Origin of the sequence: Vibrio sp. ArtGut-C1 (assembly GCF_002105475.1) — a bacterium.
GTDB lineage: Bacteria > Pseudomonadota > Gammaproteobacteria > Enterobacterales > Vibrionaceae > Vibrio > Vibrio diabolicus.
Genome location: NZ_NCTH01000031.1, coordinates 28,525 through 54,453 on the forward strand (window position 1 = coordinate 28,525; position 25,929 = coordinate 54,453).

The following is a 25,929-nucleotide window of genomic DNA, read 5'->3' on the forward strand; positions in this document are numbered from 1 at the left end:
CACTGCAATCATTACCAGCCCTTGTTTTTGAGAAGATGAAATCATAACACTACCCCTTAATCTTTGATGAACTCGATGAATTTAATATAGCACTGTTTTTGGGGTTTGATCAACATATGCTCGATAATCTTTTCAAAAAATACACTTAACTTGTCTTTTTTTACGTGTTTTTGACTAATAAAACTGTGTTTTTTGTGTTGTATTTAAAATGCCCGCATTGTGTGATTGTTGTTCGTATTTTATTTAAGTGTATGATTTTAAAGTGTCAATATTGGTTTGTTGTTGGCTTGGAAATTGTTTTTTGTTTCGGTTGGTATGTTGATTGCCGATTTTGTCTGTGTTTCTCAAAAATTGAGAAAATAAAAAGATGTGCTATGGAGGTGTATCATTGAGTTGAGGTGTGGAAGGAGAATTTTCTTATCTAATGAGAAAATATGGGCTTAAAAAGTGTTTAGTAATTTGATGGTTTATGAAGTCGGTGTTTTCGATGGTTATTGAAAATGTGGCTTTATTTATCATTAGCTTACGTTCGTTATTTGATGTTTTTGTTATTGAGTTAAGTTTGATTTTTCATGTTGTTCTAATCTGTTCATCGGTGGTTTCTACTATCTTAGCTCGCTACCAAGACGATTTTCTGTTTTGTGTCTGTTATTTATTCTTGTTGCCTGTGATGTATACAGTCTGATGGTTTAGTCATCAGTTTTTGACGTGATGGGTTACCAAGGCCATTGGGCTGCTTTTTAGTTAAATGGCCTGACTTAGCGCGGGTTATTGTGCCGTGTGATTTGATGACCTTGGCTCATGGGATAGGGCTCTGCCCCATATTTATGGCCGTCATTAAGGCTCATCGACTTAATTGTTGTGCAGACTGAGGGTTACAAAATGTTTCGAATCGCTAGCGAGATCCAACTTTCGCAGATTGTGTCTTTACATCAAAACTGGTCTACCTAGACTAGCGGCGAGTTTAAGTAAAAGGTGTATACGGCATGTGGAGTTGGCTGGCGATAGGGCTATCAGGTGTGTATTCCGTGTTGGGAGCAAAACAAGCTAACCCGACACAATCCCTCGTGTTTAAAATCTTTACTCTGCTACTTCTTCTTGTGTTGGTGTTAACTCAAGGCGCATCCGCAACATATACCTACTGGATTGCGGGTGGACTTATTGTGTCTATGGTGGCAGATACGCTGCACTCGTTTAAAACTCGCAAGCTAATTTACTTTGCTGCGTATTTGCTTGCTCAGGTGTGCTACAGCAAGTCATTTTGGGTACAGCTTAATGGTGAGATTGTCTGGTGGCTGTTGGCCCTACTGCTCGCAGCGAGTATCGTGGCGTTCTTTTTGTTGCTACCTCAACTCGACTCTCTGGTGTTTCCCGTTGTGATCATGGGGATGATGCTGGTTCAGCTTGCTTGGGCGGCGGGTGAAGTTTGGTTGCAGGCCCCGAGCTATGCCAATGCTATCGGTTTCAGCGGAACCCTAGTTTTGATCTATTCGGCGTTGGCGTATGCGATACACGGTTACCGAAAACCGATGAAACACGCCTATCTGTGGGTAAGTGGCAGCTACTTCTTTGCCCACGCCCTCATTGTTGCCTCTATCATTTACTAATTTAAGTCAAAGCAGCTCACGAAGATTTCAGTAAACTGGACGTATTGTTCTTGATGACTGGAGTCAATAATGAGTGAAATCCATGCCCACGAGCTGCTAAACCTACTTCGAGAAACGCCAATGGATCGCGAAGCGCTGGCACAGCACTTTGGCAACACCGTTCGCTTTCACACCTGTAAACTGAATGATCTAGACTTAGATGCATTGCTAGCATTTTTGCTCAAGCGCGACAAAATCCGTGAGCTTGAAGGTAAGTTTGTGGTCAATATGGCGCGTGTCTGCAATCACTAAGCGGCGGCTATAATGCGAGGGTGAATATGCTGTTTTCGCCCTCAGCCATGTACTCACGTTGTCAGTTTGCTATACACTGGCCGCCATTTTTTAGGTGAGGCCAGAATATGGACATTCTTTCTGCAGCGACCATGCTGTTTCTAATCATGGACCCTCTCGGTAATTTGCCGATTGTGTTGTCTATTCTCAAGCACATCGATCCTAAGCGTCGCCGTAAGGTATTGATTCGTGAACTACTGTTTGCCTTACTAATCTTAATGTTGTTTCTGTTTGCAGGACAAAGCATCTTAAGTTTTTTGCATGTCCAGCCAGAAACGCTCAGTATTTCAGGTGGCATTATTCTCTTCATTATCGCGATTAAGATGATTTTTCCGAGCGCTGGCAGCATCACTGGACTGGCGGCAGGCGAGGAGCCCTTTATTGTTCCGGTGGCCATTCCTATGATCGCCGGCCCTTCCGTGATTGCAGCATTGCTTTTGCTATCTTCACAGCATCCAGAAAAAATGTTGGAAATGTCCGCATCAGTTGTGATTGCGTGGGGCGCAACATTTTTTATTCTAATGTTTTATGGCTTCTTTAATCGTTTGTTGGGCGAGCGTGGCTTAAAAGCGGTAGAGCGTTTAATGGGCTTGTTGCTGGTGATGATCTCTACTCAAATGTTTTTGGATGGTGTTAAGAGCTATCTTGGGTGATGGAATAAACGTAATAAAAAAGCCGCTCTTGTGAGCGGCTTTTTAGTATTTGGGCGATTACATCATGTGTTTTCGACGAATATCGAGCAGGGCAAAAATACCAAAGATCAGGATTGAATATTTTTCCCAACTGCTCATTTTAATTTTGTCGCCAAATGCGCCAATGAAGATGGCCATTTGTAAACCGTGCATGATGAACAAAAAAGCGGTCATGATGTACAGCGCAATTGCGGCATTACCGGGAAACGGCATAAAGATATTGAGGATCAATACTAACCAAACAAAGGCGATAGCCGCTTTGGCCAGCAGAATTAATGCTTTCATTTAAGTGTCCTTTTAAATCGAGGCGTTATGCGGAGGTACGTTCATACAGACGGTAACTCACTTGGCCTGCTGTTTTTTCTCGATGTAACTGCCAGTTTTCTGGTAAGTCGGCAATATTGAGTTCTTTTTCTGTTTCAATATAAATCATCGCGTCTTCCGCGAGCCAGCCATTTTGTTCTAGCAGAGCCACTGTTTCATCCAATAGTCCCTTACGAAACGGTGGGTCAATAAACACCACATGGTGCGTAGTACCCGGCTGTTTTAAAAAGCTCAGTGCGTCGGTATTCACTACTTGGATGTTGTTCGCGTTAAGAGACGCCACATTCTTCTGTAACTGTTGGAAAGCTTGTGGGTTCAGCTCGACCATGGTCACTTGCTCTGCTTGGCGCGAAGCCGACTCAAAGCCTAAGCCGCCGGAGCCGGCAAATAAGTCGAGACATTTTGCCTGCGGCACATCTTGTGCCAACCAGTTAAATAGCGTTTCTTTGACGCGATCTGTCGTGGGGCGTAAGCCTTCAGCATCGTGTACAGGAAGTTTTCTGCCTCTCCATAAGCCACTAATAATGCGAACAAAGCCCGTTGTTGGCTTTTTTTGTGATGAGTTTTGCTGGCGACGTCTTACCATAGATTTTTTGACCGCTAATAAAGTGATACTATATCTAATCGCCCAAGCAGTGAGCTTGGAGCTTGGATACAGCCCAGAATATTCAAGATGACAGAGTGTAACACTAATAAGATTAGAATTACCTAATCGGAAAGTTTTCAGAACTTTGTCATTAGCCTTTTTTAGACAGATAATAATCTTGTCAAAAAAGAGTCATTAATAGATAAAAGAACAATCTAGGATAGCCCCAGATGACGGAAAAAAAGAAGCGCGGATTACTTTCGTGGCTAGGTTTTGGTGACGAAGAACAAAGCCCAAAACCAAAAACTGAAGAAACAGTAAAAGAAGAAGCAGTGGAAGCGCCTTCTGAAGAGCAGCAAACCGACGCGGCTGCTGAGCAAGCGGAAGCAACGCCAGAACTTGAAGAAGAATCGAAAAAAGCGGAGGCTGCCCCAGCAGAAGCAGAAGCAGAAGCAGAAGCAGAAGCAGAAGCAGAGGAGCCAGAAGTCGTATCGGCCGCGCCTCGTGTTCAAGAACAAGAAAAGCCAACAGAAAGCTTTTTTGCTCGTCTTAAACGTAGCCTAAGCCGAACAAAAGCAAATATTGGTGCTGGCTTCTTCGGTCTATTCAGCGGTAAGAAAATCGATGAGGACTTATTTGAAGAGCTAGAAGAGCAACTGCTTATTGCTGATGTGGGCATGAATACCACAACAAAAATCATCAACAACCTGACAGAAAAAGCCACACGTGGCGATCTAAAAGACGGCGAAGCCCTTTATGGTTTGTTGAAAGAAGAAATGGCTGAGATTCTTTCTAAAGTCGAGCAGCCACTAGAAATCGATAGCAACAAAACGCCTTACGTTATCTTAATGGTGGGTGTAAATGGCGTGGGTAAAACCACGACCATCGGTAAGCTTGCCAAGCAGTTCCAAACTCAAGGTAAAAAAGTGATGCTTGCAGCGGGCGATACTTTCCGTGCCGCAGCGGTTGAGCAGCTACAAGTGTGGGGTGAACGTAATAATGTTCCTGTGATTGCTCAACATACTGGCGCAGACAGTGCTTCTGTTATCTATGATGCGATTGAAGCGGCAAAAGCACGTGGTGTGGATGTTGTGATTGCTGATACAGCGGGTCGTCTACAGAACAAAGCGAACCTAATGGAAGAGCTGCGTAAGATTGTACGTGTGATGAAGAAAATTGATGACTCAGCACCACACGAGATCATGCTAACGCTAGACGCAGGTACAGGGCAAAATGCCATTAGCCAAGCGAAACTTTTCAGTGATGTTGCCCCTCTAACCGGGATTACCTTGACTAAGCTGGATGGTACAGCCAAGGGCGGAGTAATTTTCGCTATTGCTGATCAGTTCGGTATTCCAATTCGTTACATTGGTGTGGGTGAAGGTATCGAAGACTTGCGTCCATTTGAAACTCAAGAGTTTATTGACGCACTGTTTAGTCGTGAAGAATAAAAAGAGTTAGAGGAAATCAACGGTGATCAAATTTCAGCAAGTGAGCAAAGCTTACCGAGGTGGTCGACAAGCACTGCAAAAAGTCGATTTTCACCTGAGGCGCGGTGAAATGGCGTTTTTAGGCGGGCATTCCGGGGCTGGTAAAAGTACCTTGCTGAAATTGATTTGTGCGATAGAGCGCCCGACCGATGGGAAAATCCATTTTAATGGCCACGACATCACGCGTATTCCAAGCAAAGACATCCCTTTTTTGCGCCGCAATATTGGGATTGTTTTTCAAGATCATCGCCTGTTGATGGATCGCAGTGTGTACGACAATGTCGCTCTGCCAATGCGTATCGAATCGATTTCTGAAAACGAAATCAAACGCCGCGTTTCTGCGGCGTTAGATAAAACGGGCTTGCTTGATAAGGCTCGTTGCCTGCCGAGCCAACTCTCTGGTGGTGAGCAACAACGCGTCGGTATTGCCCGTGCTGTGGTCAATCGACCAACGTTGCTGGTGGCTGATGAGCCGACAGGTAACCTCGATCCCGAACTATCCAATCGTGTATTGCGTTTGTTCGAAGAATTTAATCGTGCGGGAGTGACCATCTTACTCGCCACGCACGATGTGGGGTTAGTAAACACTCGCCCACAGTATCGTCATTTTGAATTAAACCAGGGCTTCCTAAGTGAGGTAGAAGACTATGGCAGGTAACAAGCACTCCCAAAAGAAGGGCCGCAGTGCCAAGCGTGCAAATACCGATGGTTTTTTCTCTGTCCACGCAAAACAAGCAAAATCCTCTTTTAGCGCCTTATGGCAACGACCTTTAGGTAATATCCTGACCCTAGCCGTGATTTCAATGGCTCTCGCTATGCCAGCTTGTTTGTATCTACTGGGGAAAAACGTCGCGGGTGCCGCGGAAGATGTGGCATCTCCCTCGCAAGTTAGTGCTTACTTAGTAGAAGGCATGCCGGATGCACGTGTGATGGTTCTCAAAGATCAAATTGAAACTTGGCCTTTGGTAAAAGAAGTAGAATATATTTCTCCACAGCAAGGTTTGTCTGATTTGAGCCAATATGCAGGATTCGATCAGGCTATCAGCCTTTTAAGTGGCTATGCGCTACCCGGTGTGTTGGTGATTACGCCAGACTCGGAGCTAAAAAGTGATATTCAGTCATTAGCCAAAAACGTTCGAGAGCAACAAGATGTGACCGATGTGAGACTTGACGAAGACTGGCTGGCGCGTCTTGATGCGATCAAAACTCTCGCGAGTATTATTGTCATTACTCTGACAGTGTTGATGCTCGGTGCGGTATTTTTAATCGTTGGCAACACGTTGCGATTTAATGTGCTGGCGAATAAAGAAGAGATTCAAACCATGAAACTGATCGGTGCGACGGACAGTTTTATTCTGCGCCCTTATTTGTACACGGGTATGTGGTTTGGCGTATTAGGTGCCACCATCGCGTGGTTGGTAACGGCTTTAGTGACCATTGTTATGAATAGTGCGGTGGAAGATCTTGCTGCGTTGTACGACAGCCAGTTTCGCCTGATTGGTCTAAGCTGGGATGAATCTTTGCTATTAATCATCATTGGTAGTCTTTTGGGATGCATTGCGGCGCGCTTTTCTGCGCAACGACATTTAAAAGAAATTGAACCAGTTTAAGTGATGAAGGTCTTACTACTTGGATTTTATTAGCACTAGCTAATCTGGATCCCTTGTTTAGACCGAATGTTTATGGATAATTGCTTCCCCTTCTTGAAACTTGTTCATTTTGAGTTCAAGATATCGAAGCTAAATTTGCAATGTAATGCTCCAGATCAGAGATTGATGAGGAATTGAATGACAAAAGAAGCGTATCCGATGGCTCTAGTCACGCAAGATAGCCTTGATAGCTATATTCGCTCAGTAAACAGCTACCCAATGCTGACTGCAGACGAAGAGCGTGAGCTGGCAGAACGATTACACTACAAAGGTGAGATTGAGGCTGCAAAAGGTCTAATTCTTTCGCACCTACGATTCGTTGTTCACGTTGCTCGTGGTTACTCTGGCTACGGTTTGCCAATGGCGGACCTTGTGCAAGAGGGTAACATCGGTCTAATGAAAGCCGTTAAGCGTTTTAACCCAGAAGTAGGGGTTCGCTTGGTGTCTTTCGCTGTCCACTGGATCAAAGCAGAGATCCACGAATACGTGCTACGTAACTGGCGTATCGTGAAAATTGCGACCACGAAAGCGCAACGTAAGTTGTTCTTCAACTTGCGTAAGTCGAAAAAGCGCTTGGGTTGGTTTAACAACGGTGAAGTCGAAACCGTTGCGCGTGAGTTAGGTGTTGAACCTTCTGAAGTTCGCGAGATGGAATCACGCTTAGCGGCGGTGGATTCGACCTTTGATATGCCAACTGACGAAGACGACAGCTCAAACGCTTACACAGCGCCAATGCTGTACCTAGAAGACAAATCGTCTGATGTGGCTGACAACATCGAAGCTGCAAACTGGGAAATGCACACCAACAACCGCTTGGGTCATGCATTAGCGAGTTTGGATGAGCGTAGTCAGCGCATCGTGCGTTCTCGTTGGTTAGATGATGAGAAAGCAACATTGCAAGACTTAGCTGATGAGTTCGGTGTTTCTGCCGAGCGTATTCGTCAGCTAGAAAAAAACGCAATGAAGAAACTAAAATTGGCCGTGGGTGAATTTTAATTTCCACTGCTAATTGAAAGTAAGATTTTCATAGAAAGCCGAGATCATGTGATCTCGGCTTTTTTATTGTCGATCGAAAATCGATAGCGTTTGCGATCCGGATTTTATGTGCTACCTGTGTATAACTCTGTGAAGTAATTATTTATCAACTGTTCGAAACCCGGACAAAATAAGGGATTCAAGCACTTTTCCATCTGGGGATAGTTATAGATATACACACAGTTAGATCAGGATCATCACTACATATTGTGGATCAAAAGATCCAAATACACTTTATCAACGCAATTCACAGCTTTATCCACAAATGGTTGGAATGTGTACACTTTTGAAAACCCTGATTATCCATGTGTCTAAGTTTGCCGTTGGATAGGTTACAATAGCGGCAGTATACCCAAGCGGCTTCAAATATAGATTTTATGCTGTACCACGGGTGCTGATTAGCACGTTAGGTTCGAGGTTGCTTGGGTATATTAATAAGAGAATGAGAAAGTAAATGGATCAGTTTAAGCATATCGATGTACAAGGTGCGCAAGCGCTGCTCGAGCAGGGTGATGCGAAGCTTGTAGATATCCGTGACCCTCAATCGTTTGCCGTTGCGCATGCGGAGTCCGCGTATCATTTAACTAACGATACGATCGTTGCGTTTATGGATGAAGTGGAGTTCGAACAACCCATTCTGGTGATGTGTTACCACGGCATTAGTAGCCAAGGTGCGGCGCAATATTTAGTTAACCAAGGCTTTGAACAGGTGTACAGTGTGGATGGTGGCTTTGAAGCCTGGCATCGAGCAGAACTACCGATAGTGAGAAGTTAATGAAGAGATTGGTAACGTTAAATAATCCACGTATGGCGCAAGCCTTTATTGATTATATGGCCTCTCGCCAAATTGACATCGAAATGATGCCAGAAGGAGACGGGCAATTTGCGCTGTGGCTGACTGATAGCCAGCATGAAATAGAAGCGGAAGCCGAACTTAAGCAGTTCCTTGCTAACCCGTCTGATTCAAAATACAGCGCCGCCTCGTGGGACGTTGCCGATACTCGCAAGAGCACCTTTCATTATTCTAGCCCGAGTATCATGAGCATGGTCAAAGCAAAAGCCGGCCCAATGACTTTGCTGATCATGACGGTGTGTACCATCATCTACTTGTTACAAATGTTTGGCTTTGGCAATGGCGTGTTTAAGTTGTTGCACTTCCCAGCCTTTGAGGGACAACAATGGCAAGTGTGGCGATGGCTAAGCCATGCGTTACTGCACTTTTCAGTGACTCACATCGTGTTCAACTTACTATGGTGGTGGCAGTTGGGGGGCGACATCGAACGTCGTCTCGGTTCCGGTAAGCTATTGCAACTCTTTGTGGTGTCGGCAGCGCTTTCTGGGGCTGGCCAATTCTATGTTGAAGGGGCAAACTTCGGTGGCTTGTCTGGCGTGGTCTATGCACTGCTTGGCTATTTGTGGATATTGGGGTACCGCTTGCCACATTTAGGCCTTACGCTACCCAAGCCAATCATCGTTTTTATGTTGGTATGGTTAGTTCTTGGTTTTGTGCAGCCGTTCATGGCGATTGCAAACACCGCTCACTTAGTGGGTTTACTGTCGGGGATGGCGATTGCGCTGTTTGATTCAGGCAAGATGAAATACCAACAGCAAGCCTAAAGCTGAAATGAAAAGACCGCTCAAGAGCGGTCTTTTTTATGTTCAAAACGATTTGGGTTTATTGGTAAAGGTATTTTGTAAACAACAAATCGGCAATGATGGTTTTACCTGTTTCGGGCAAAAGTGTTTCGTTGAGGGTCGTCACTAAGGTTTTGCGCAGATCTTCTCGGCCAGAAAGGGACTTAATAGTATCTTCTGTTTGCTTACCCAGTAATTCAATCACTGCATCGCGAATCAAAGGTTGGTGATGCTCAACAATCGATAAATCTTGTTGGCTCATTACCATGATGTCGATGCGCACTTGCACATAACCTAACTTTTTGCCTTTGGTGTAAAAGTTAGTAGTCAGATCAGGCTCAAGGGTAAAGTATGCCAACTTAGGTCCAGCTTCTTCCGTTTCAGCCCAACTTGGTGCGGCGAACAGTATGGTTAACGCAAAAATAATTTGGGCTATATAACGTTTGTACATATTTCTAACTTTTCTTTCTCTGGATCGCGATATTCGAATCGCTTCAGTCTTGATACAATGGGCCGTCTATAACAAATAACGGAACTTACGGTTACATACATTACTATGGACGGTAAGTTGTTGCTTTATTGTACGCATAAAGCCTCCAATTGAATACTAGTATGAATCAGCCAACATCACTCTATCTTGCTTCTTTATTGGAAGTAGAGTGGCAAAACCCCGACGAATTCGAATTTCCAAATGAATTTGCCAAGCACTGGCTTGAAGAGCAAGGGTCTTTGTCACGTCGTTTAAAGCAACACTGCCAAGCATTAACGGTAGAATTGCTACAAAATCAGATCGTCACTGCGGCGACGTTAAAACAGGACGAAAGCCAGTTATTGTCCGAACAAGATTGCTTACTGCGAGAGGTAATTTTGTGTGGTGACAATGATAACTGGGTTATCGGACGGACATTAATTCCTCGCTCAACCTTAGTTGATCAGCAGTATGATTTGGCTCAACAAGGGGATATCCCATTAGGACTAACAGTGTTCAGCGCAGACAACGTTGAGCGAGACTCTTTGCAAATGGGATGGGTAGCCGTACCAGAAGGACGTTTGTTAGCGCGACGCTCAAGGTTGTGGATGAATCACAAACCGATGCTGGTCGCCGAGTTATTCTTATCTAATTCACCAGTTTACGCTAAGGAGACAGTGTAAATGTCCGCAGAAAAAGCCAAAGCATATTGGCAACTGATGCGCATGGATCGCCCGATTGGTTCACTGTTACTTATGTGGCCAACGATTTGGGCGCTAATTATCTCAGCCCAAGGGATGCCGAGTTGGGATGTATTTATCGTGTTTGTATTGGGTGTATTCCTAATGCGTAGCGCGGGGTGCGTGATTAATGATTTTGCTGACCGCAAAGTCGACGGCCATGTAAAACGTACCAAACAACGCCCACTGCCATCAGGGAAAGTGACAGCAAAAGAAGCGATTGGATTATTTTTGGTTTTGGGTATCAGCTCATTCTTGTTAGTGCTGACCATGAACCCGTTGACGATTCAGCTATCCTTCGCTGGCATCGTGTTGGCGTTCATTTATCCATTTATGAAGCGTTATACTCATATTCCACAACTCTTTTTAGGCTTAGCTTTTAGCTGGGCAATTCCAATGGCGTGGGCTGCACAAACCGGGGAGCTACCACTGATAGTTTGGTTTGTGTTTCTGATTAACGCTTTATGGACCATTGCTTATGATACTCAGTATGCGATGGTCGATCGCGATGATGATTTAAAGATTGGCATTAAATCGACGGCAATTTTGTTTGGTCGTCATGACAAGCTTATTATTGGTGTGTTGCAACTGATTACGCTCGCGATGTTGGTTTGGTTAGGGCAGTTCTACCAATTGGGGCAAAGTTACTACTGGACCCTTTTGATTGCAGCGTCGTTGTTTGTTTATCAGCAGCACTTAATTCGTCACCGTGAGCGGGAGTTGTGCTTTAAGGCTTTCCTCAACAACAACTATGTTGGCATGGTGATAGCGATAGGGTTATTGGTCGCATTTTGGTAAGCGAAGAAATAGCAAAAAGGCATCCGATTGGATGCCTTTTTTCTTATTTTGGAAGAAGGTAAAACGGTTACGACTGAAGTTGATGAATACTCTCTTCGATCGTCAGTTTCACTTCTGGATAAAGCAGAGTGAATAGTAATCGTGCAAATTGCTGCGTTTTCTTCGTGTCACAGTTACCATCGTTATCGAGGTATTTTTGCTGTTTGAGCGTATTGAACATAGCGGTAAACACACCTTTATCGAAGAATTCTGGCGCATTAATACCGTGTAAGCGTCCTAAACGTTGAGCAATATCTTGGCTCTTCTGTTCTAGGTCCGATTTACCGAGCTCAGGGTAAGCAACAAGCAAGTTCATCGCGATAGAGTAGCGCTGCAGTGTTTCCGTGATTGTACGACCTAACAGAACCAAAGGCTGGTTGTTCGACTGATTGATCTCCAGCTTATCACCATCGAGGCTAATCATTTTCTGATCGGCAAACTCATGCAGTGTTTTAACGACCAATTCATCCAACTCGTCTTCTTGATAGCTTAAGAACAACTCTTTCTTCAAGAATGGGTAGATTTGCGCCACATTCGCTTGAATCTTTTCTACCGAAAGGTTGCGCTGACGAATGATCATCTGAGCAATTAATGATGGCAGAGCAAACAAGTGGATGATGTTGTTGCGGTAGTAGGTCATCAGGATCGATTGGCTACGATCCAGCGAAATGATGTCACCCATGCTATCGGTTTCAATCACGAACTTATCAAGTGAAATCGCATGATCGACCAACTCCTCGGCACTTTCGGTAGGGATAGTGGAGGTGCTTGAGTAAGGATTGTTTTTGAGTAGCTTTAAGTAACACTCAATCTGGTTGATCAGCGAGTCACGAGAAAGTGCACGTTGACGAGAGGCAAGCAGTGCGGTTGCACATAAGGTCAACGCGTTTGCCGCCGCCGCATCGTTGATGTGCGTCATCATCTTGTTAGCAAGGTCATTGACCACAGGATTCATCCATTGTGGTTTGTTACCACCCATGCTGTCGATGTCTTTCGTCCATTCAGGAGCGTGCTCGTTCAAGTATTGGTTGAGCTGAATTGGCTCACCGAAGTTCACATAGCCCAAACCAAAGTTACGCAGTTTACGCAGAGTACGCAGTACAAGCCCTGCGTTTTCTTTCTCTTTGCGTTTGCCACGCAGCTCTTTCGCGTAAGTGCCCACTTCCATCACGTGCTCGTAGCCGATGTAGACCGGCACTAGCGTTACTGGGCGGTTTAGACCACGTAGCATTGCTTGGATGGTCATAGCCAGCATACCCGTTTTCGCTTGCAGCAAGCGACCTGTACGTGAACGCCCCCCCTCACTGAAGTACTCGACTGAATAGCCTTTGGCAAACAGCTCGGCTAGATACTCACGGAAAATGGTTGAGTACAGCTTGTTGCCTTTAAAACTACGACGAATAAAGAAAGCCCCACCACGACGGAAAAGAGGACCGGCCGGGAAGAAGTTCAGGTTAATGCCTGCCGCAATGTGCGGAGGCACCATGCCTTCATGGTATAAAACATAAGACAATAGTAGGTAGTCCATGTGACTACGGTGACACGGAACGTACACAATTTCGTGGCCGTCTTGAGCTAAACGGCGCACCGTTGAGGCGTTATTGATGTGCAACCCTTGGTACAGCTTTGTCCATAGCCAACTCAGGATGCGGTCGCCGTTTTTCACTAGACCGTAGGAGAAGTCGGCGGCGATTTCATCCATGATGTCATGGGCTTCTTTACGTGCCTTATCAATCGAGATGTTTTTGCTTTTGGCTTCGTCAGCGATCGCCAGTTCAATAGCTGGGGATTTTAATAAACGAGCAAACAACACTTGGCGTTGTGGCAGGTTTGGGCCTGAAGCCGCAAGTTTTTGGCGAGAGAAGTGGATACGCGCCACGCGAGCCAATTTGTGCGCAATTGCGCTGTCGGTACCGTGAGAGTCTGCCATATAACGCAGAGATACCACGGGACTAAAGCGAACCAAGCAGTCGCGTCCTGCCGCCATTACCGCTTTCGCCTTTTGCGGGCCATTCATTGGCTGAAGGTAAGGCTTTTGGTTTTCTTCTTTACCTGGTTTACGACCCCAAAGCACGGTTGCAGGGATCATTTGAACGTCCAATTCACTGTCCAGTTTATGCAGTTCCAGCAAGTCTGTGAACAGAGAGACAGAGTCGGTTGGGACATCATTATCGTTGTTCATCACAGTTGGACGCGCAGCGATAAAGACGAAACGGTTCAGCGTTTTGCCATTGATTTCCAGCGGACTGAGCGGGTCGGGTAGACCAAGGCTCATGGCTTGTTTTTGCAGTGTCAGCAAATCCACGTTCGAGCGGAACGGTAGGGCATATACAATCGGCTTAGCGAGGTCGATATTCAGATCTTCAATCGGGTTCGACGGGATTGTGGTGCCCTTTACCAGTACCGATAAAGGTAGTTTTAGTAATGAACGTGAAAATGATTGTCCAGAAGACATAAAGTTCACAGCCTCAATAGGTATTCAAACAGGCCTAACCTTATTTCAGTGTCCGCTTTGCATGTCTTCTATAGAAAAAGAAATGAGTACGGCAAAAGAAATAAGCCTAGGCGATAAAATTTAAGCGCAGCAAGGATACCAGAAACTGGTCAAACCTTTTAATTTTATTGGCTGTAAATTGGTCGAACTCCTAAGTTGTTGCTTTACTTTGATTAACTGAAAAGGCGGTGTTTTAAACGCATGAATAATGAACTTAGTCAGCAAACGAAGTGCACTCCACAAATAAATTAAAAAACAACCAATTGGGTTTTCATTTGAGCATTTACTGGATATACTCACAGTTAACTGTATAAAAAGACAGGTGAGACATGAAGCCGTTAACGCCACGCCAACAACAAGTCTTCGATTTGATCAAAAGTAAAATCGATGACACCGGAATGCCACCAACTCGTGCAGAGATTGCGCGTGAGCTTGGCTTCCGCTCTGCGAATGCCGCAGAGGAACACCTAAAAGCGCTTGCTCGTAAGCAAGCAATTGAAATTATCCCAGGTGCATCGCGTGGGATTCGTATCCTACTTGATGACTCTGCCGCTAATGACGAACAGGGCTTGCCTTTGATTGGTCAAGTTGCTGCGGGTGAGCCCATATTGGCTCAGGAACACGTAGAAGCGCATTACCAAGTCGATCCTGCGATGTTCAAACCGCAAGCGGATTTCTTACTTCGTGTAAATGGCGAAAGTATGAAAGACATCGGGATTATGGATGGTGACTTGCTCGCGGTGCATAAGACCCAAGACGTGAGAGATGGTCAAGTTGTCGTTGCGCGCGTTGATGATGATGTGACTGTGAAGCGTTTGGAGCGCAAAGGTTCAACCATATTACTTCATGCTGAGAATGAAGAGTTTGCCCCAATTCAAGTGGACTTAACGTCTCAGCATCTTACGATTGAAGGCTTAGCCGTTGGTATTATTCGCAATACCGATTGGATGTAAGTGTGTTTAAGCAGCCCAGTTCATCTGGGCTGTTTTGTCTTTTCTCTTCTTTTCTTTTCTCTTCTCTTTTTCTACTTCCTCCAAAAAGCTTGCTTATCATCTTGACCTTGTTTGTTTTGAGCAATTTATAAGCTTGATAATGTAATTGATATTCATTATCATCTTTATTAATGTCTATGTTTTCTCTCTGGCGCAGGAAATGCCCATGTCTCAGTCTAAACATCAAGTTCCTAACCATCTATTAAAGCCACTGTTATTGCGTAGCCGTGAAAGCATGGTCGACAATGGCTTGGTGTACGATCCGATAGCTGCTAAAGCGTGTTTGAGTTGTAAGATGGCGCCGGATTGTTTGAGTGGTGATATTGCGCAGAAGCAATTGCTGCACGTGACGCTGACTCAGCTTTGTGACCAGCAGGTTAGTCACTTCTTACAGCAGTATCCCGATGCTTGGATAATCAATGTTGGATCTGGGCTGGATACCCGCTTTTATCGTTTGGATAATGGACGCTGCCATTGGATAGAGCTGGATGTGACGGAAAATTTGGTATGGCGTCAGCGCTTGTTCCACAAAAATGAACGTTATGAACATCGCTGTGGCAGTGTGGATGAAATGTCGTGGCTAGAGACGTTAGCCATTCCAGAGCAAGCACCAGTACTCATTTTATGTGAAATGGCACTGCTCGATTGCACAGAGCGCCAAGTCGCGAAATTTATTCAAACCTTGGGTCGACATTTTGTCTCTGCTGAACTGTGTATGGTGCTGGCAGGAGATTTAACGGAAACCAAGTGGGGACAAAAGCTTGGCTCTGATCGCTATGCACATGGCTTTGAAGCGCCCGCAGAACAGATATTGCAATGGTTACCATGGGCACAGTGGGTGAAAGCTTTTTCGCCATTCGATCGATTCTGTTCTCGTTGGAAAGCTTGGCAGCGTTGGCTTAATAAGATTCCAATGTTGAAGCATCGCCTCACGCCAGTCCTCGTTCACATCAAGTGGTAATTGGCTAGTCGTTAAGCGCTCAGGTACACTCGTCGATCTTACTGATGAGGTGCCTGTGACAAATTCAATCTTCTCTCCTTTATCTAACCCAAAAGTTCATCGCCAAGTCTTAGCTTTAGCGATACCTATGGTGCTGTCGAATATTACTGTTCCATTGCTCGGTTTGGTCGATGCTGCGGTGATTGGTCATCTAGACCACGCTTGGTATTTGGGCGGTGTTGCGTTGGGCAGTACCATGATCAGCGTGACATTTTGGCTGCTTGGTTTTTTGCGTATGTCGACTACTGGGTTGGCGGCGCAGTCCTATGGCGGTGAAGACCGAAAACAACTTGCCTTGGTGTTTATGCAAGGCTCACTCATGGCGCTACTGTTTGCGTTAGTCTTTCTTATTGCCCATAACCCGATTGCTGATTTGATCTTTGGTTGGAGTGACGCCAGTGCTGAAGTGAAGCACTACGGCATGCAATATTTCTCTATCCGAGTGTGGAGTGCCCCCGCAGCGCTAATGAACTTTGTGTTGTTGGGGTGGCTGCTCGGAACGCAAAATTCCAAAGCACCAATGTGGATGGTGATCATCACCAACGTGACTAATATTGCCCTCGATTTGTTGTTTGTGATGGGTTTGGGGTGGAAAGTAGAAGGCGCTGCGTTGGCATCGGTGATTGCTGACTACTCAGGCATGGGCTTTGGTCTCATGTGTGTCTGGAAAACCTGGCGAGAGAGACAATTACCATCACCTCAAAAGTTGCTAGCCAGCACTCATCACGGTTTAGGGCGCTTCGTGAAATTGAATCGCGATATTTTCTTGCGCTCTTTGTGTCTGCAAGCGGCTTTTAGCTTTATGACGTTCCAAGGTGCGAGCTTTGGTGATGAGGTTGTCGCTGCAAATGCGGTTCTGATGAGCTTCCTGATGATTATCTCGTATGGCATGGATGGCTTTGCTTACGCAATGGAGGCCATGGTCGGGAAGGCGATTGGTGCCAAAGATAGGCAACAATTGAGTGCATCGCTTGTCGGCACTTTCTTTTGGAGTTTGGTTATTTGTTTGGGGCTGACCGCGCTCTTTGGTTTGGCGGGATCGCAGTTGATCGCCATGATCACTTCAATTGAGGCAGTACAACAGCAAGCTGCGGTGTATCTACCGTGGCTGGTGGTGATGCCACTTGCGTCGATGTGGTGCTTTCTATTGGATGGCATTTTTGTCGGTGCAACCAAAGGCAAAGACATGCGCAATAGTATGTTTGTCGCGACCAGCAGTTTCTTCGTCGTCTTTTACTTATTCGCCGAGTGGGAAAATCACGCGCTGTGGTTTGCAATGACGAGCTTTATGTTGATGCGGGGGGTTGGTTTAGGGGTTATCTTTCTCTACCAATGGCGCAAGGATACCTTCCTCGCACAATGTTGATATAAAAACAGCAGGTCCAAGCCTGCTGTTTTTCCGTCTGCTATCAAGAAGCATAGATTAGAACAAGCGGTTCAAACCATTCAATGCAGCGACACGATACGCTTCGGCCATCGTCGGATAGTTGAAGGTGGTATTGACGAAATACTCGATGGTATTCGCTGAGCCTTTTTGCTCCATAATGGCTTGACCGATGTGGATAATTTCCGCGGCACGTTCGCCAAAGCAGTGAATCCCTAAAATTTCTTTGGTTTCACGATGGAACAATATCTTCAAGCTGCCGATGTCTTTCCCTGCGATCTGTGCACGAGCTAGATGCTTGAACGAAGAGCGTCCTACTTCATACGGTACTTTCGCAGCTGTTAGCTCTTGCTCGGTTTTACCCACAGAGCTAATCTCTGGGATGGTGTAGATACCTGTTGGAATATCATCAATCAGATAGTTTTCTGCCTGACCTTTCGTAATGGCTTGTGCGACAAATCGCCCTTGGTCATAAGCGGCGCTTGCAAGGCTAGGGTAACCGATGACATCGCCTACAGCGTAAATGTGCTCAATATCGGTTTGGTAGTTACGGTTTACTTTTAGTTGTCCGCGAGAATCCGCTTCCAGACCCACTGCACCCAAATTCAACTTATCGGTGTTACCTGTTCGACCATTCGCATACAACAAACAGTCCGCCTTCATCTTCTTGCCAGATTGTAGGTGAATAATCACGCCATCTTCTGTGCCTTCGATTTTTTCATAGGTTTCATCATTACGAATTACCACACCGCTGTTCCAGAAGTGGTAAGACAGTGCATCTGACACTTCGTTATCCAAAAACTCCAACAAGCGGTCGCGGGTATTGATAAGGTCTGTCTTCACTCCAAGTCCGCGGAAGATAGAAGCGTATTCACAACCGATAACGCCCGCACCGTAAATGATGATATGGCGAGGATCGTGCTTCAGGCTCAAAATGGAATCACTGTCGTAGATGCGCTCATGCAAGAAATCTACGTCGTTAGGCTGATACGGACGAGAACCCGTCGCGATGACAAACTTATCCGCAGAATAGATTTCTTCTGTACCATCGCTTTGCATCACTGCAATAGAGTAGTTATCGATAAATCGTGCGGTCCCGAACAAAAGTGTGCATGAGTTACGGTCATAAAAGCCCTGACGAAGTCGAGTTTGCTTATCAATGACCGATTTAGCATGACCTAAAATGTCAGAAAATGTTGCATGAACGCTGGTGTTGTTTCGACAAAATAGCGGGTTGCTATTAAATTCGATGATGCGGCTAACGGCATGACGCAGAGCTTTTGATGGAATGGTACCCCAGTGAGTACAACCGCCGCCGACACTGCTTTCTTTCTCGACAATGGCAACATTCAGTCCCGCTTTGGTTAATCCCATTGCAGCCCCTTCTCCGCCAGGGCCACTACCGATTACGATCACGTCATAGTGATTAACATGCGCCATTATGCCTTCCTTGTTATATTTGCTTAACATTGCTTTAGCGCGATTTTAACTCATTTACTCTATTGGTACACGTAATGCCTGTTAGAGAGTGGAAGTGATCACGCAGAATCGAACAAAAGGATGATTTGGTATGTTGTATGTCTATAAATTGCATCGAGAACATTGCAATTAGATGCATGCCAATAGTAACGTTCTCCGCGCTCAGAGCGAGCGAAGTAACATATCTTTCTCCGTAGGAGCAAATTGCGTTATATTGAGGCTCTTGTACCCTACAGAAAAAGAGCAAGTTAAGAATGAAATCGATGGGAATCCGCGCACAGCAAAAAGAGAAGACACGTCGATCATTGATCGATGCGGCATTTAGTCAATTAAGTGCGGATCGCAGCTTTTCCAGCCTTAGCTTGCGAGAAGTCGCCCGAGAGGCAGGGATTGCACCGACTTCTTTTTACCGTCACTTCAAAGATATGGATGAGCTAGGCTTAACCATGGTTGATGAAGGCGGTTTGCTACTACGTCAACTGATGCGTCAGGCGCGTCAACGTATTGTGAAAGAAGGTAGCGTAATTCGTACCTCGGTCGAAACCTTTATGGAATTCATTGAAAGTAGTCCGAACGTTTTTCGTTTGTTGTTGCGTGAGCGCTCCGGCACTTCTGCTGAATTTCGTACCGCTGTTGCTCGAGAAATCCAGCATTTTGCGGCAGAATTAACCGAGTATTTAATGAGCACCGGCGTGACCAGAGAAGAGGCGTATACTCAAGCAGAAGCGTCTGTGACTTTGGTTTTCAGTTCGGGGGCTGAAGCTTTAGATTTAGATCGACGTGAGCGCGATGAACTCGCCGAGCGATTGATCATGCAATTGCGAATGATAGCCAAAGGGGCCTATTGGTATCGCAAAGAACGTGAACGTAACCGATTAAAAGGCGGGATAGAATAATGTCGAATGGAAATAAATCTGAAAAGAAAACGCTGATTTTGGCACTGGTTGCAGGTATGTGTGGTGATGCTTTGTTGTCATGGTTGACCATGAGTGAAGTATCGTTTTCAATCTTCCCATTGATTGCACTCGTACTGGCTGTACAAGCTCTTTACCAAGAGTACCTAAATAATCCGGTATCAGAAGATATCCCATTAGTTGGCTTGGCGTGTTTCTTCGTAGGTGCGTTTGGCCACTCTGCGTTTATTAAAGCGCAATACCCAGAAGCAGGCTCAAACTTCTTTGCGATCATGGTTTCAATGATCTTACTCGCATGGATTGGTAAGAAGCTAGGGTTTGTCAGCAAGAAGACTTCTGCGGAATAAGCAAAACGAATCAAATACAAAAAAAGCGAGCCATTGAGCTCGCTTTTTTGTATTTGACGCCGTGGGTTACGCTTTGCGTTCCAATAGCACGCCCGCTTCCATATGGTGGGTATAAGGGAATTGGTCAAACAGAGCAAAACGCGTCACGTTGTGTGTTTCGCATAGAATGTCCAAGTTCTCTTTTAGAGTCTCAGGGTTACAAGAGATGTACATGATGCGCTCGTAACCTTGCACCATTTTGCACGTATCGACATCCATCCCAGCACGTGGTGGGTCGACAAAAATCGTGTTGCAGTTGTAGCTCTTCAGATCCACACCTGCATCTTGTAGACGACGGAATTCACGCTTACCCTCGATCGCTTGAGTAAACTCCTCTGCTGATAGACGTAAGATTTGTACGTTATCAATCTTATTGGCGGCGATGTTGTACTGTGCAGATACAACCGATGGTTTGGCTAGCTCAGTTGCCAGGACGCGGTCGAAATTCTGTGCCAAGGCCAGCGAGAAGTTACCGTTACCACAGTAAAGTTCTAGTAGGTCACCAGTGCTTTCTTGGGTACAGTCGACAGCCCATTCCAGCATCTTCTCTGCGACTTTGCCGTTCGGCTGAGTGAAGCTGTTCTCTACTTGTTGGTAGATGTAGCTTTGACCATTTACATCGAGCTTCTCGATCACGTAGTCGCGGTCTAGGACAATCTTCATCTTACGAGCACGACCAATGATGTTTAGATTGAAGCCTTCATCATTTAAACGCTGTTTAAGGGCTTTCGCGTTTTCAATCCACTCTTCATCAAGTTGGCGATGGTAAAGCAGTGAAACCAGAATCTCACCACTTAGCGTCGATAGGAAATCCACCTGGAACAGTTTACGACGTAGCGAGTCGTTGTCTTTCATCGCTTCAACTAATAGCGGCATCAGGTCGTTGATCAGACGGCTTGCTGCAGGGAATTGGTCAACTCGGTATTTCTCACGAGTTTCTTGGTTGAACATGATGTAGTAAAGATCTTCGCCTTCATGCCAAACACGGAACTCAGCACGCATGCGGTAGTGCTGCTCTGGTGATTCAAACACTTCCAGTTCTGGCATGTTGTATGGCGCGAACATATCCGTGAGACGTTCGACTTTTTCAGCCAGTTGTTCTTGGTAGCGTTGTGGGTTTACATCAAGAGTAGCCATGATCTTACCTTTTATGGTGCATTCAATTTAAGAGCGCAGATTTTATTCAATCTCAATAGGATGTCCAGTTTTGTACTGGAATTGATTTAAAGATAGTGCGTACAGACAGAGTAGAAAGCAAAATCAATCAAAACGTTACAACTTCTAAGGACAATATTGGCTGGACAAATAATCAATAGCTGAATAATATTTGCCTCAAGTTGGTGCTATCTAGCAATCTAGATGGCTGAAATGGGAATCTGGTGTGAATCCAGAACTGACGCGCAGCGGTAAAAGAGAACGAACGCTCATCAGACACTGCATTAGTTTATGTGGGAAGTCGAGCAAGTAGGCGGTACACCCGTGCTCTTGAGTCCGAATACCTGCCAACAACTGAGCCACAGCACTGGACTGTCATGACGACAGGGCTCGGAAGGAATTACGCGATTTAGGACAATACAATGAGAAAATCCGCACTGGCGATCACTTTGGCATCGCTGCTTTCACCTGTCTCTTATCTACAGGCCCAAGAAACCTCCACTGACGAAACCATCGTTGTTACTGCAAACCGTTTTGAGCAAGCCGAAAGCCGTACGTTGGCAGATGTCGAAGTGGTTACTCGACAAGACATTGATCGCATTCAAGCGAAAACCCTACCAGATGTGTTGCGCCGTCTTACGGGTATTCAAGTTTCACAAAATGGTGGTCGTGGTCAGTTAGCGTCTTTATTTGTTCGTGGTACCAGTTCCGACCAAGTTCTAGTACTGGTTGATGGCGTACGTTTTGCGCGTGCAGCTAAGGGCGCTGTGGACTTTAACCAAATCCCACTGACTTACGTTCAACGGATTGAGTACGTGCGTGGTGCGCGTGCGTCACTTTATGGTTCAGAAGCGATTGGTGGCGTGATCAACATCATCACCATTGCACGTGCTGACGAAGAAGGAACGAAGTTAAGCGCAGGTTTAGGTAGCTTAGATTACCAAGAATTGAGTGTGGCATCTGGCATTAAAGTCACAGAGAGCGGCCAGCTGAATATCGCGCTTGGTAGTGAAAGTGATGATGGTTATAACGTTCGCCCTGTACCGGGAGTTAATGACGGCGATCGCCATGGCTTTGATACAAAGAATGGTCTGCTAGGTTACGTGCATAACTTCAATGACCAGTGGTCTGTATTTGGTAACCTACGTGCTTACGAAAATGTTTATCAATATGACAGCAGCTACGGCCGTCGCGGTTATTACGAAGCAGAAAAAGACGACCTTTCTGCCACTCTGGGCGGTAAGTATCAGTCTGACAATGTGATGTCAGAACTACAAGTAACGGCACAGAAACAGAAGTCTTGGAACTATGAGCAAGCAAAAGGCAAACACTCAGGTACTGAAGATGAACTTGAGCAGCAAAATGTCCAGTGGACCAACAGTTACTTGCTAAACAACAATACGACGTTGGCTGGTGGTATTGACTGGCGTAATGAGTCTTATAAAGACAAGAGTGCGAATAAAACGTTTGATCGTACCAATGGCGCTCTGTTTGGTATGGCAACAACTAGTATTGATAAAGCAATGCTTGAGGGCAGTGCTCGCTTGGATGATAACGAAGAATACGGTAGTGAGTTCACTTACAGTTTAGCGGCTGGTTACCAGTTTGTGCCAGAGTTTGGGGTTAAAGCTTCTTTTGGTACTGCGTTTAAGGCTCCAAACCTATATCAACAGTATGACCCAACGTACGGTGAGAAAGATCTTAAGCCGGAAGAGTCAGATGCTTGGGAGCTAGCATTCAGCGGTGATGTCCAAGGAGTTTTTTGGTCCGTAACGGGTTATGACTATAAAATCACGAATCTTATCGATTACCATCCAACCACATACAAATATTTGAATGTCGATGGTGAAACACATATCCAAGGTGTGGAGCTTGTTGCTGAGTTTGATACAGGGATTGTGCAGCACCAGTTGAGTGCGGATTACAAAGATGCTGAAGACGATAAAGGGCATCAATTGCAGCGCCGCGCTAAAGAAATGTATAAGTGGAACGCTTTAGTGAGCTTCGATAAAGTGGACTGGTCGGTTAGCTATCAGTATGTAGGTAAGCGTCCAGATGTGGATTACAGCACTTGGCCTTCACAAGATATCACGCTTTCTTCTTACTCGTTGGTTGATACGGCTGTGACTTACTATCCGAATGAGTCGACCTCTATTAGCGCTCGTATCGATAATCTATTTGATGAAGAGTATGAGATGGCAAAAGGTTACCCTGCCGCGGAGCGAGCGTACTATCTAAACGTCGGCTACGAATTCTAATCGTGAATGAACACAAACCGCCTTCGGGCGGTTTTTAATATTTTTGTGATGGAAAATCGAATGACGAAACCTAAGCAAGTGGTGATCAGTTGGTCCAGCGGTAAAGATTCGACATTAACGCTTGAGCGCCTTAACGAGAATCCAAATTATCAAGTTGTCGGTTTGTACACGACTTACGTAGGGAAAGAAGTCCCTTTCCAAGCAACTCCGCTTGAGGTTGTACAAATGCAAGCAGACTTACTTGCGCTTCCGCTCATTACTATCGAACTGCCTGAAGTCTTTCCGAGTAACGACATTTATCAATCGACCATCGTTAATGCATTACAAAGTAGTGGTCTGAATATAGAAGCTGTCGCATTTGGCGATATGTTTTGCAATGGCATTGCCGAGTACCGACGCAGCTATATTGAACCTGCTGGCTGGGAGTGCGTCTTTCCGCTATTAGGGGAGAGCAGCGACAAACTAGCGATGGAAATCATAGAGCGTGGTATTCAAACGATGTTGATCACCATCGACGGAAGTGTTCTCCCTCCAGAGTGGTGTGGTCGCTGGTATGACAAAGTCCTAATAGAGTCATTACCAAGTCAAATTGATCCCTGTGGGGAAAATGGTGAATTTCACACACTGGTCACGTCTTCGCCGTCTTTTCAAGGGCATATCGAGCTAACGAAGCGAGATGTAGAATCTGGAGATAGATTCAGCCATCAAAGATACCATGCTAAAGCATTGCCAAAACAAATCTAAGCAGTATGATCGCAACGTTTCTGTTCTTTAGGTAAGGCTCGTGCGAGTAGCAAGTAAGAAAAAAGTCCTAGTTTTTGACTCCGGTGTTGGTGGTCTTTCTGTATTCCAAGAGATACATCGCCTATTGCCGCATCTTGACTACTTATACTTATTCGATAATCAGGCTTACCCTTATGGTGAACTCGATCAGGCGGTACTCATTTCACGAGTTAACCAACTGGTCTCTTCATTAGTCGAAGAACACCAAGTCGACATTGTTGTCATTGCTTGTAATACGGCAAGCACCATAGTGCTTCCTTCCTTACGTGAAAATCTATCGATTCCCGTTGTTGGTGTTGTCCCTGCGATTAAACCCGCATCGCTTTTGGCATCAAAAGGGGTAGGGCTGATCGCCACTCCGGCGACAGTAACACGCCAATATACTCACGAGTTAATACGAGACTTTGCGCAAGGCAAACCAGTTGAGCTGTTGGGATCAACTCGCTTGGTGGATATGGCCGAAGAGAAGTTGCGAGGCAACAGCGTTTCTCTAGACGAACTGACAAAAATCCTGCTTCCGCTTCGCGATAAAGTAGACGTTGCGGTGCTCGGTTGTACTCACTTCCCTTTAATCAAAGAGGAAATTCATCAAGCTTTGGGTGAGGACGTTACTTTAATTGATTCGGGTGCAGCCATTGCACGTCGAGTAAAAGCATTACTATTAAGTGATGAAATTGAGGATACGGAAGAGGGAAGTAAGTCGATTTATGCCAGTGCAACTCCTTGGCAGGAAGATGCACTGAACATTTGTTTAAAGGAGCTAGGTTTTAATCCTGTTCTGGTTTACCACCATCCGGGTGTTTAGGATCGTTCGCAATTCTCACTTTTAGCGTTCTCTCCATATATTCCTTTTCATTAAGTTTATCGATAGCTGGCTTGGCATCTGCCGCAGCCATCACGACAAAACCAAACCCTCTTCTTTTTCCAGTGCGCTTATCTTTCATTAAGCGTACTGCATAGACCTGTCCATATTCAGCAAACAAATCGCGAACGTGACTCTCATTGGCCTTATAAGGAAGGTTGCCGACATACAGAGTTTTAGTTGATGGATCCGAGTCTGTTGATTGAATAGAAGGTGTCTGGCTAGAAAATGAAAATAAAAAAGCAGTAGCGATAACACCAATGAGAAAACTCAAGGCTGGTGGGATGGTGACTTGAGAGAAGACGATTCCCCCAACGACGGCCAGCCCAGCACATAAAATCAGATTTTTTTTAGACGTCATTTTAATTACTACACATAGTGATAAAGAGATCGATTGTCCATTAACAGAATAGACACATGAATCTTACGTATATGGTTGGTGTTTTTCCAACCAATTGCTGTGATATGTCTCAAATGTGACGAAGAAATATGCAAATATCACGCTTTTGGCTAACTAATGACCTGTTGAAAGTTTTTTTGCAAAAAACGCTTGTACTAATTTCTCAACTCCCTATACTGCGCATCCACCGACACGGAGTGAGACGAAAGTCACACAGCGAGTCGGAAGTGAGAGAAAAAGAAATTTGAAAAAATGCTTGACTCTCTCACGGTGCGGAGTAAGATATGCACCCCTAACGACGAGCAACTGAGTTGCTGGATAAGTTAGAAAAGTTCTTTAAAAATATAGACCTATCAATCTGTGTGGGCACTCGTTGATGATAATCCAATTAGATACCTCGGTATCAAATTAGGTTTCAATGATACGAA

26 protein-coding genes and 1 riboswitch are annotated in these 25,929 nt (G+C 45.2%); of the genes, 19 read left to right on the forward strand and 7 right to left on the reverse strand.

Annotated elements, in window-relative coordinates; genetic code table 11:
• The first annotated feature begins 986 nt into the window (after positions 1–986).
• From B7360_RS20420 to B7360_RS20430, 3 genes are all read left to right on the forward strand, one after another.
• The gene (locus tag B7360_RS20420; protein WP_005393811.1) at positions 987–1,607 is read left to right on the forward strand and encodes a lysoplasmalogenase; all 621 of its coding nucleotides are present in this window, start codon (positions 987–989) and stop codon (positions 1,605–1,607) included.
• Between the two features lie 69 nt (positions 1,608–1,676).
• Complete coding sequence (locus tag B7360_RS20425) at positions 1,677–1,898, forward strand: YecH family metal-binding protein (RefSeq protein ID WP_005393809.1); 222 nt, start codon at positions 1,677–1,679, stop codon at positions 1,896–1,898.
• Between the two features lie 107 nt (positions 1,899–2,005).
• Entirely contained in the window at positions 2,006–2,590 is a 585-nt protein-coding gene (locus B7360_RS20430; RefSeq protein ID WP_085344486.1) for a YhgN family NAAT transporter, read from the forward strand.
• A 57-nt stretch (positions 2,591–2,647) separates the two neighbouring features.
• On the opposite strand, the gene B7360_RS20435 is transcribed toward B7360_RS20430, so the two are convergent.
• Together B7360_RS20435 and rsmD are read right to left on the reverse strand one after the other, a co-directional pair.
• Complete coding sequence (locus B7360_RS20435; protein ID WP_005393805.1) at positions 2,648–2,914, reverse strand: DUF1145 domain-containing protein; 267 nt, start codon at positions 2,912–2,914, stop codon at positions 2,648–2,650.
• A 25-nt stretch (positions 2,915–2,939) separates the two neighbouring features.
• Positions 2,940–3,539: a 16S rRNA (guanine(966)-N(2))-methyltransferase RsmD gene (rsmD, locus tag B7360_RS20440; RefSeq protein WP_085344487.1), complete on the reverse strand. Its 600-nt coding sequence runs from the start codon at positions 3,537–3,539 to the stop codon at positions 2,940–2,942.
• Between the two features lie 230 nt (positions 3,540–3,769).
• Here rsmD and ftsY point away from each other — a divergent pair, with 230 nt between their 5' ends.
• The 6 genes from ftsY (at position 3,770) to glpG (ending at position 9,330) form a co-directional block, all read left to right on the forward strand.
• On the forward strand, positions 3,770–4,990 hold the full coding sequence (gene ftsY / locus B7360_RS20445; protein WP_085344488.1) for a signal recognition particle-docking protein FtsY: 1,221 nt from the start codon (positions 3,770–3,772) through the stop codon (positions 4,988–4,990).
• Between the two features lie 22 nt (positions 4,991–5,012).
• The gene (gene ftsE / locus B7360_RS20450; RefSeq protein WP_005393800.1) at positions 5,013–5,687 is read left to right on the forward strand and encodes a cell division ATP-binding protein FtsE; all 675 of its coding nucleotides are present in this window, start codon (positions 5,013–5,015) and stop codon (positions 5,685–5,687) included.
• Entirely contained in the window at positions 5,677–6,639 is a 963-nt protein-coding gene (gene ftsX / locus B7360_RS20455) for a permease-like cell division protein FtsX (RefSeq protein ID WP_085344489.1), read from the forward strand. The genes ftsE and ftsX overlap by 11 nt, the downstream gene beginning before the upstream one ends.
• 177 nt (positions 6,640–6,816) lie before the next feature.
• The gene (gene rpoH, locus B7360_RS20460) at positions 6,817–7,674 is read left to right on the forward strand and encodes an RNA polymerase sigma factor RpoH (RefSeq protein WP_005378693.1); all 858 of its coding nucleotides are present in this window, start codon (positions 6,817–6,819) and stop codon (positions 7,672–7,674) included.
• A 493-nt stretch (positions 7,675–8,167) separates the two neighbouring features.
• A complete protein-coding gene (glpE, locus tag B7360_RS20470) occupies positions 8,168–8,488 on the forward strand; it encodes a thiosulfate sulfurtransferase GlpE (RefSeq protein WP_005378691.1) in 321 nt (106 codons plus the stop codon).
• Positions 8,488–9,330 carry a rhomboid family intramembrane serine protease GlpG gene (gene glpG / locus B7360_RS20475; RefSeq protein WP_005393785.1) on the forward strand — a complete coding sequence of 281 codons (843 nt, stop codon included), beginning with the start codon at positions 8,488–8,490 and terminating at the stop codon, positions 9,328–9,330. The genes glpE and glpG overlap by 1 nt, the downstream gene beginning before the upstream one ends.
• Positions 9,331–9,388: 58 nt before the next feature.
• Here glpG and B7360_RS20480 read toward each other — a convergent pair whose 3' ends face one another.
• Positions 9,389–9,799 carry a flagellar basal body-associated protein FliL gene (locus B7360_RS20480; protein WP_046874381.1) on the reverse strand — a complete coding sequence of 137 codons (411 nt, stop codon included), beginning with the start codon at positions 9,797–9,799 and terminating at the stop codon, positions 9,389–9,391.
• A gap of 161 nt (positions 9,800–9,960) precedes the next feature.
• Between B7360_RS20480 and B7360_RS20485 the strand changes: the two genes are divergently transcribed.
• On the forward strand, positions 9,961–10,500 hold the full coding sequence (locus B7360_RS20485) for a chorismate lyase (protein ID WP_080955994.1): 540 nt from the start codon (positions 9,961–9,963) through the stop codon (positions 10,498–10,500).
• A complete protein-coding gene (ubiA, locus tag B7360_RS20490; RefSeq protein WP_005393780.1) occupies positions 10,501–11,355 on the forward strand; it encodes a 4-hydroxybenzoate octaprenyltransferase in 855 nt (284 codons plus the stop codon). It begins immediately after the preceding gene.
• Positions 11,356–11,422: 67 nt separating this feature from the next.
• On the opposite strand, the gene plsB is transcribed toward ubiA, so the two are convergent.
• Positions 11,423–13,849 carry a glycerol-3-phosphate 1-O-acyltransferase PlsB gene (plsB, locus tag B7360_RS20495; protein WP_047010238.1) on the reverse strand — a complete coding sequence of 809 codons (2,427 nt, stop codon included), beginning with the start codon at positions 13,847–13,849 and terminating at the stop codon, positions 11,423–11,425.
• A gap of 368 nt (positions 13,850–14,217) precedes the next feature.
• On the opposite strand from plsB, the gene lexA reads away from it, so the two are divergent.
• The 3 genes from lexA to dinF all read left to right on the forward strand — a co-directional run bounded on the left by lexA (position 14,218) and on the right by dinF (position 17,246).
• On the forward strand, positions 14,218–14,841 hold the full coding sequence (gene lexA / locus B7360_RS20500; protein WP_005393778.1) for a transcriptional repressor LexA: 624 nt from the start codon (positions 14,218–14,220) through the stop codon (positions 14,839–14,841).
• A 205-nt stretch (positions 14,842–15,046) separates the two neighbouring features.
• Positions 15,047–15,841: a class I SAM-dependent methyltransferase gene (locus tag B7360_RS20510; protein WP_085344491.1), complete on the forward strand. Its 795-nt coding sequence runs from the start codon at positions 15,047–15,049 to the stop codon at positions 15,839–15,841.
• Positions 15,842–15,896: 55 nt separating this feature from the next.
• Complete coding sequence (gene dinF / locus B7360_RS20515) at positions 15,897–17,246, forward strand: MATE family efflux transporter DinF (RefSeq protein ID WP_085344492.1); 1,350 nt, start codon at positions 15,897–15,899, stop codon at positions 17,244–17,246.
• 57 nt (positions 17,247–17,303) lie between these two features.
• Here the strand turns inward: dinF and sthA are convergent, their stop codons facing one another.
• Complete coding sequence (gene sthA / locus B7360_RS20520) at positions 17,304–18,734, reverse strand: Si-specific NAD(P)(+) transhydrogenase (RefSeq protein WP_005389689.1); 1,431 nt, start codon at positions 18,732–18,734, stop codon at positions 17,304–17,306.
• Positions 18,735–18,997: 263 nt separating this feature from the next.
• On the opposite strand from sthA, the gene fabR reads away from it, so the two are divergent.
• Positions 18,998–19,639 carry an HTH-type transcriptional repressor FabR gene (gene fabR / locus B7360_RS20525; RefSeq protein ID WP_005378632.1) on the forward strand — a complete coding sequence of 214 codons (642 nt, stop codon included), beginning with the start codon at positions 18,998–19,000 and terminating at the stop codon, positions 19,637–19,639.
• Positions 19,639–20,004 (forward strand): YijD family membrane protein, encoded by a 366-nt coding sequence (locus B7360_RS20530; RefSeq protein ID WP_005378634.1) that lies wholly within the window; start codon positions 19,639–19,641, stop codon positions 20,002–20,004. The genes fabR and B7360_RS20530 overlap by 1 nt, the downstream gene beginning before the upstream one ends.
• A gap of 66 nt (positions 20,005–20,070) precedes the next feature.
• Here B7360_RS20530 and trmA read toward each other — a convergent pair whose 3' ends face one another.
• Positions 20,071–21,180, reverse strand: a complete 1,110-nt coding sequence (trmA, locus tag B7360_RS20535) for a tRNA (uridine(54)-C5)-methyltransferase TrmA (RefSeq protein ID WP_033907263.1) — start codon at positions 21,178–21,180, stop codon at positions 20,071–20,073.
• 184 nt (positions 21,181–21,364) lie between these two features.
• A riboswitch (cobalamin riboswitch) is annotated at positions 21,365–21,565 on the forward strand.
• 55 nt (positions 21,566–21,620) lie between these two features.
• Here trmA and btuB point away from each other — a divergent pair.
• From btuB to murI, 3 genes are read left to right on the forward strand one after another with little or no spacing between them, the layout of a single operon-like run.
• Positions 21,621–23,456, forward strand: coding sequence for a TonB-dependent vitamin B12 receptor (gene btuB / locus B7360_RS20540; RefSeq protein WP_085344493.1), 1,836 nt, complete (start codon positions 21,621–21,623; stop codon positions 23,454–23,456).
• 60 nt (positions 23,457–23,516) lie between these two features.
• Positions 23,517–24,200 (forward strand): ATPase, encoded by a 684-nt coding sequence (locus B7360_RS20545; protein ID WP_085344494.1) that lies wholly within the window; start codon positions 23,517–23,519, stop codon positions 24,198–24,200.
• A 40-nt stretch (positions 24,201–24,240) separates the two neighbouring features.
• On the forward strand, positions 24,241–25,044 hold the full coding sequence (gene murI / locus B7360_RS20550) for a glutamate racemase (protein WP_085344495.1): 804 nt from the start codon (positions 24,241–24,243) through the stop codon (positions 25,042–25,044).
• Here murI and B7360_RS20555 read toward each other — a convergent pair.
• Positions 25,007–25,462, reverse strand: a complete 456-nt coding sequence (locus B7360_RS20555; protein ID WP_046874612.1) for an RNA-binding protein — start codon at positions 25,460–25,462, stop codon at positions 25,007–25,009. The two genes, murI and B7360_RS20555, sit on opposite strands and share 38 nt — an antisense overlap.
• Positions 25,463–25,929 lie beyond the last annotated feature (467 nt).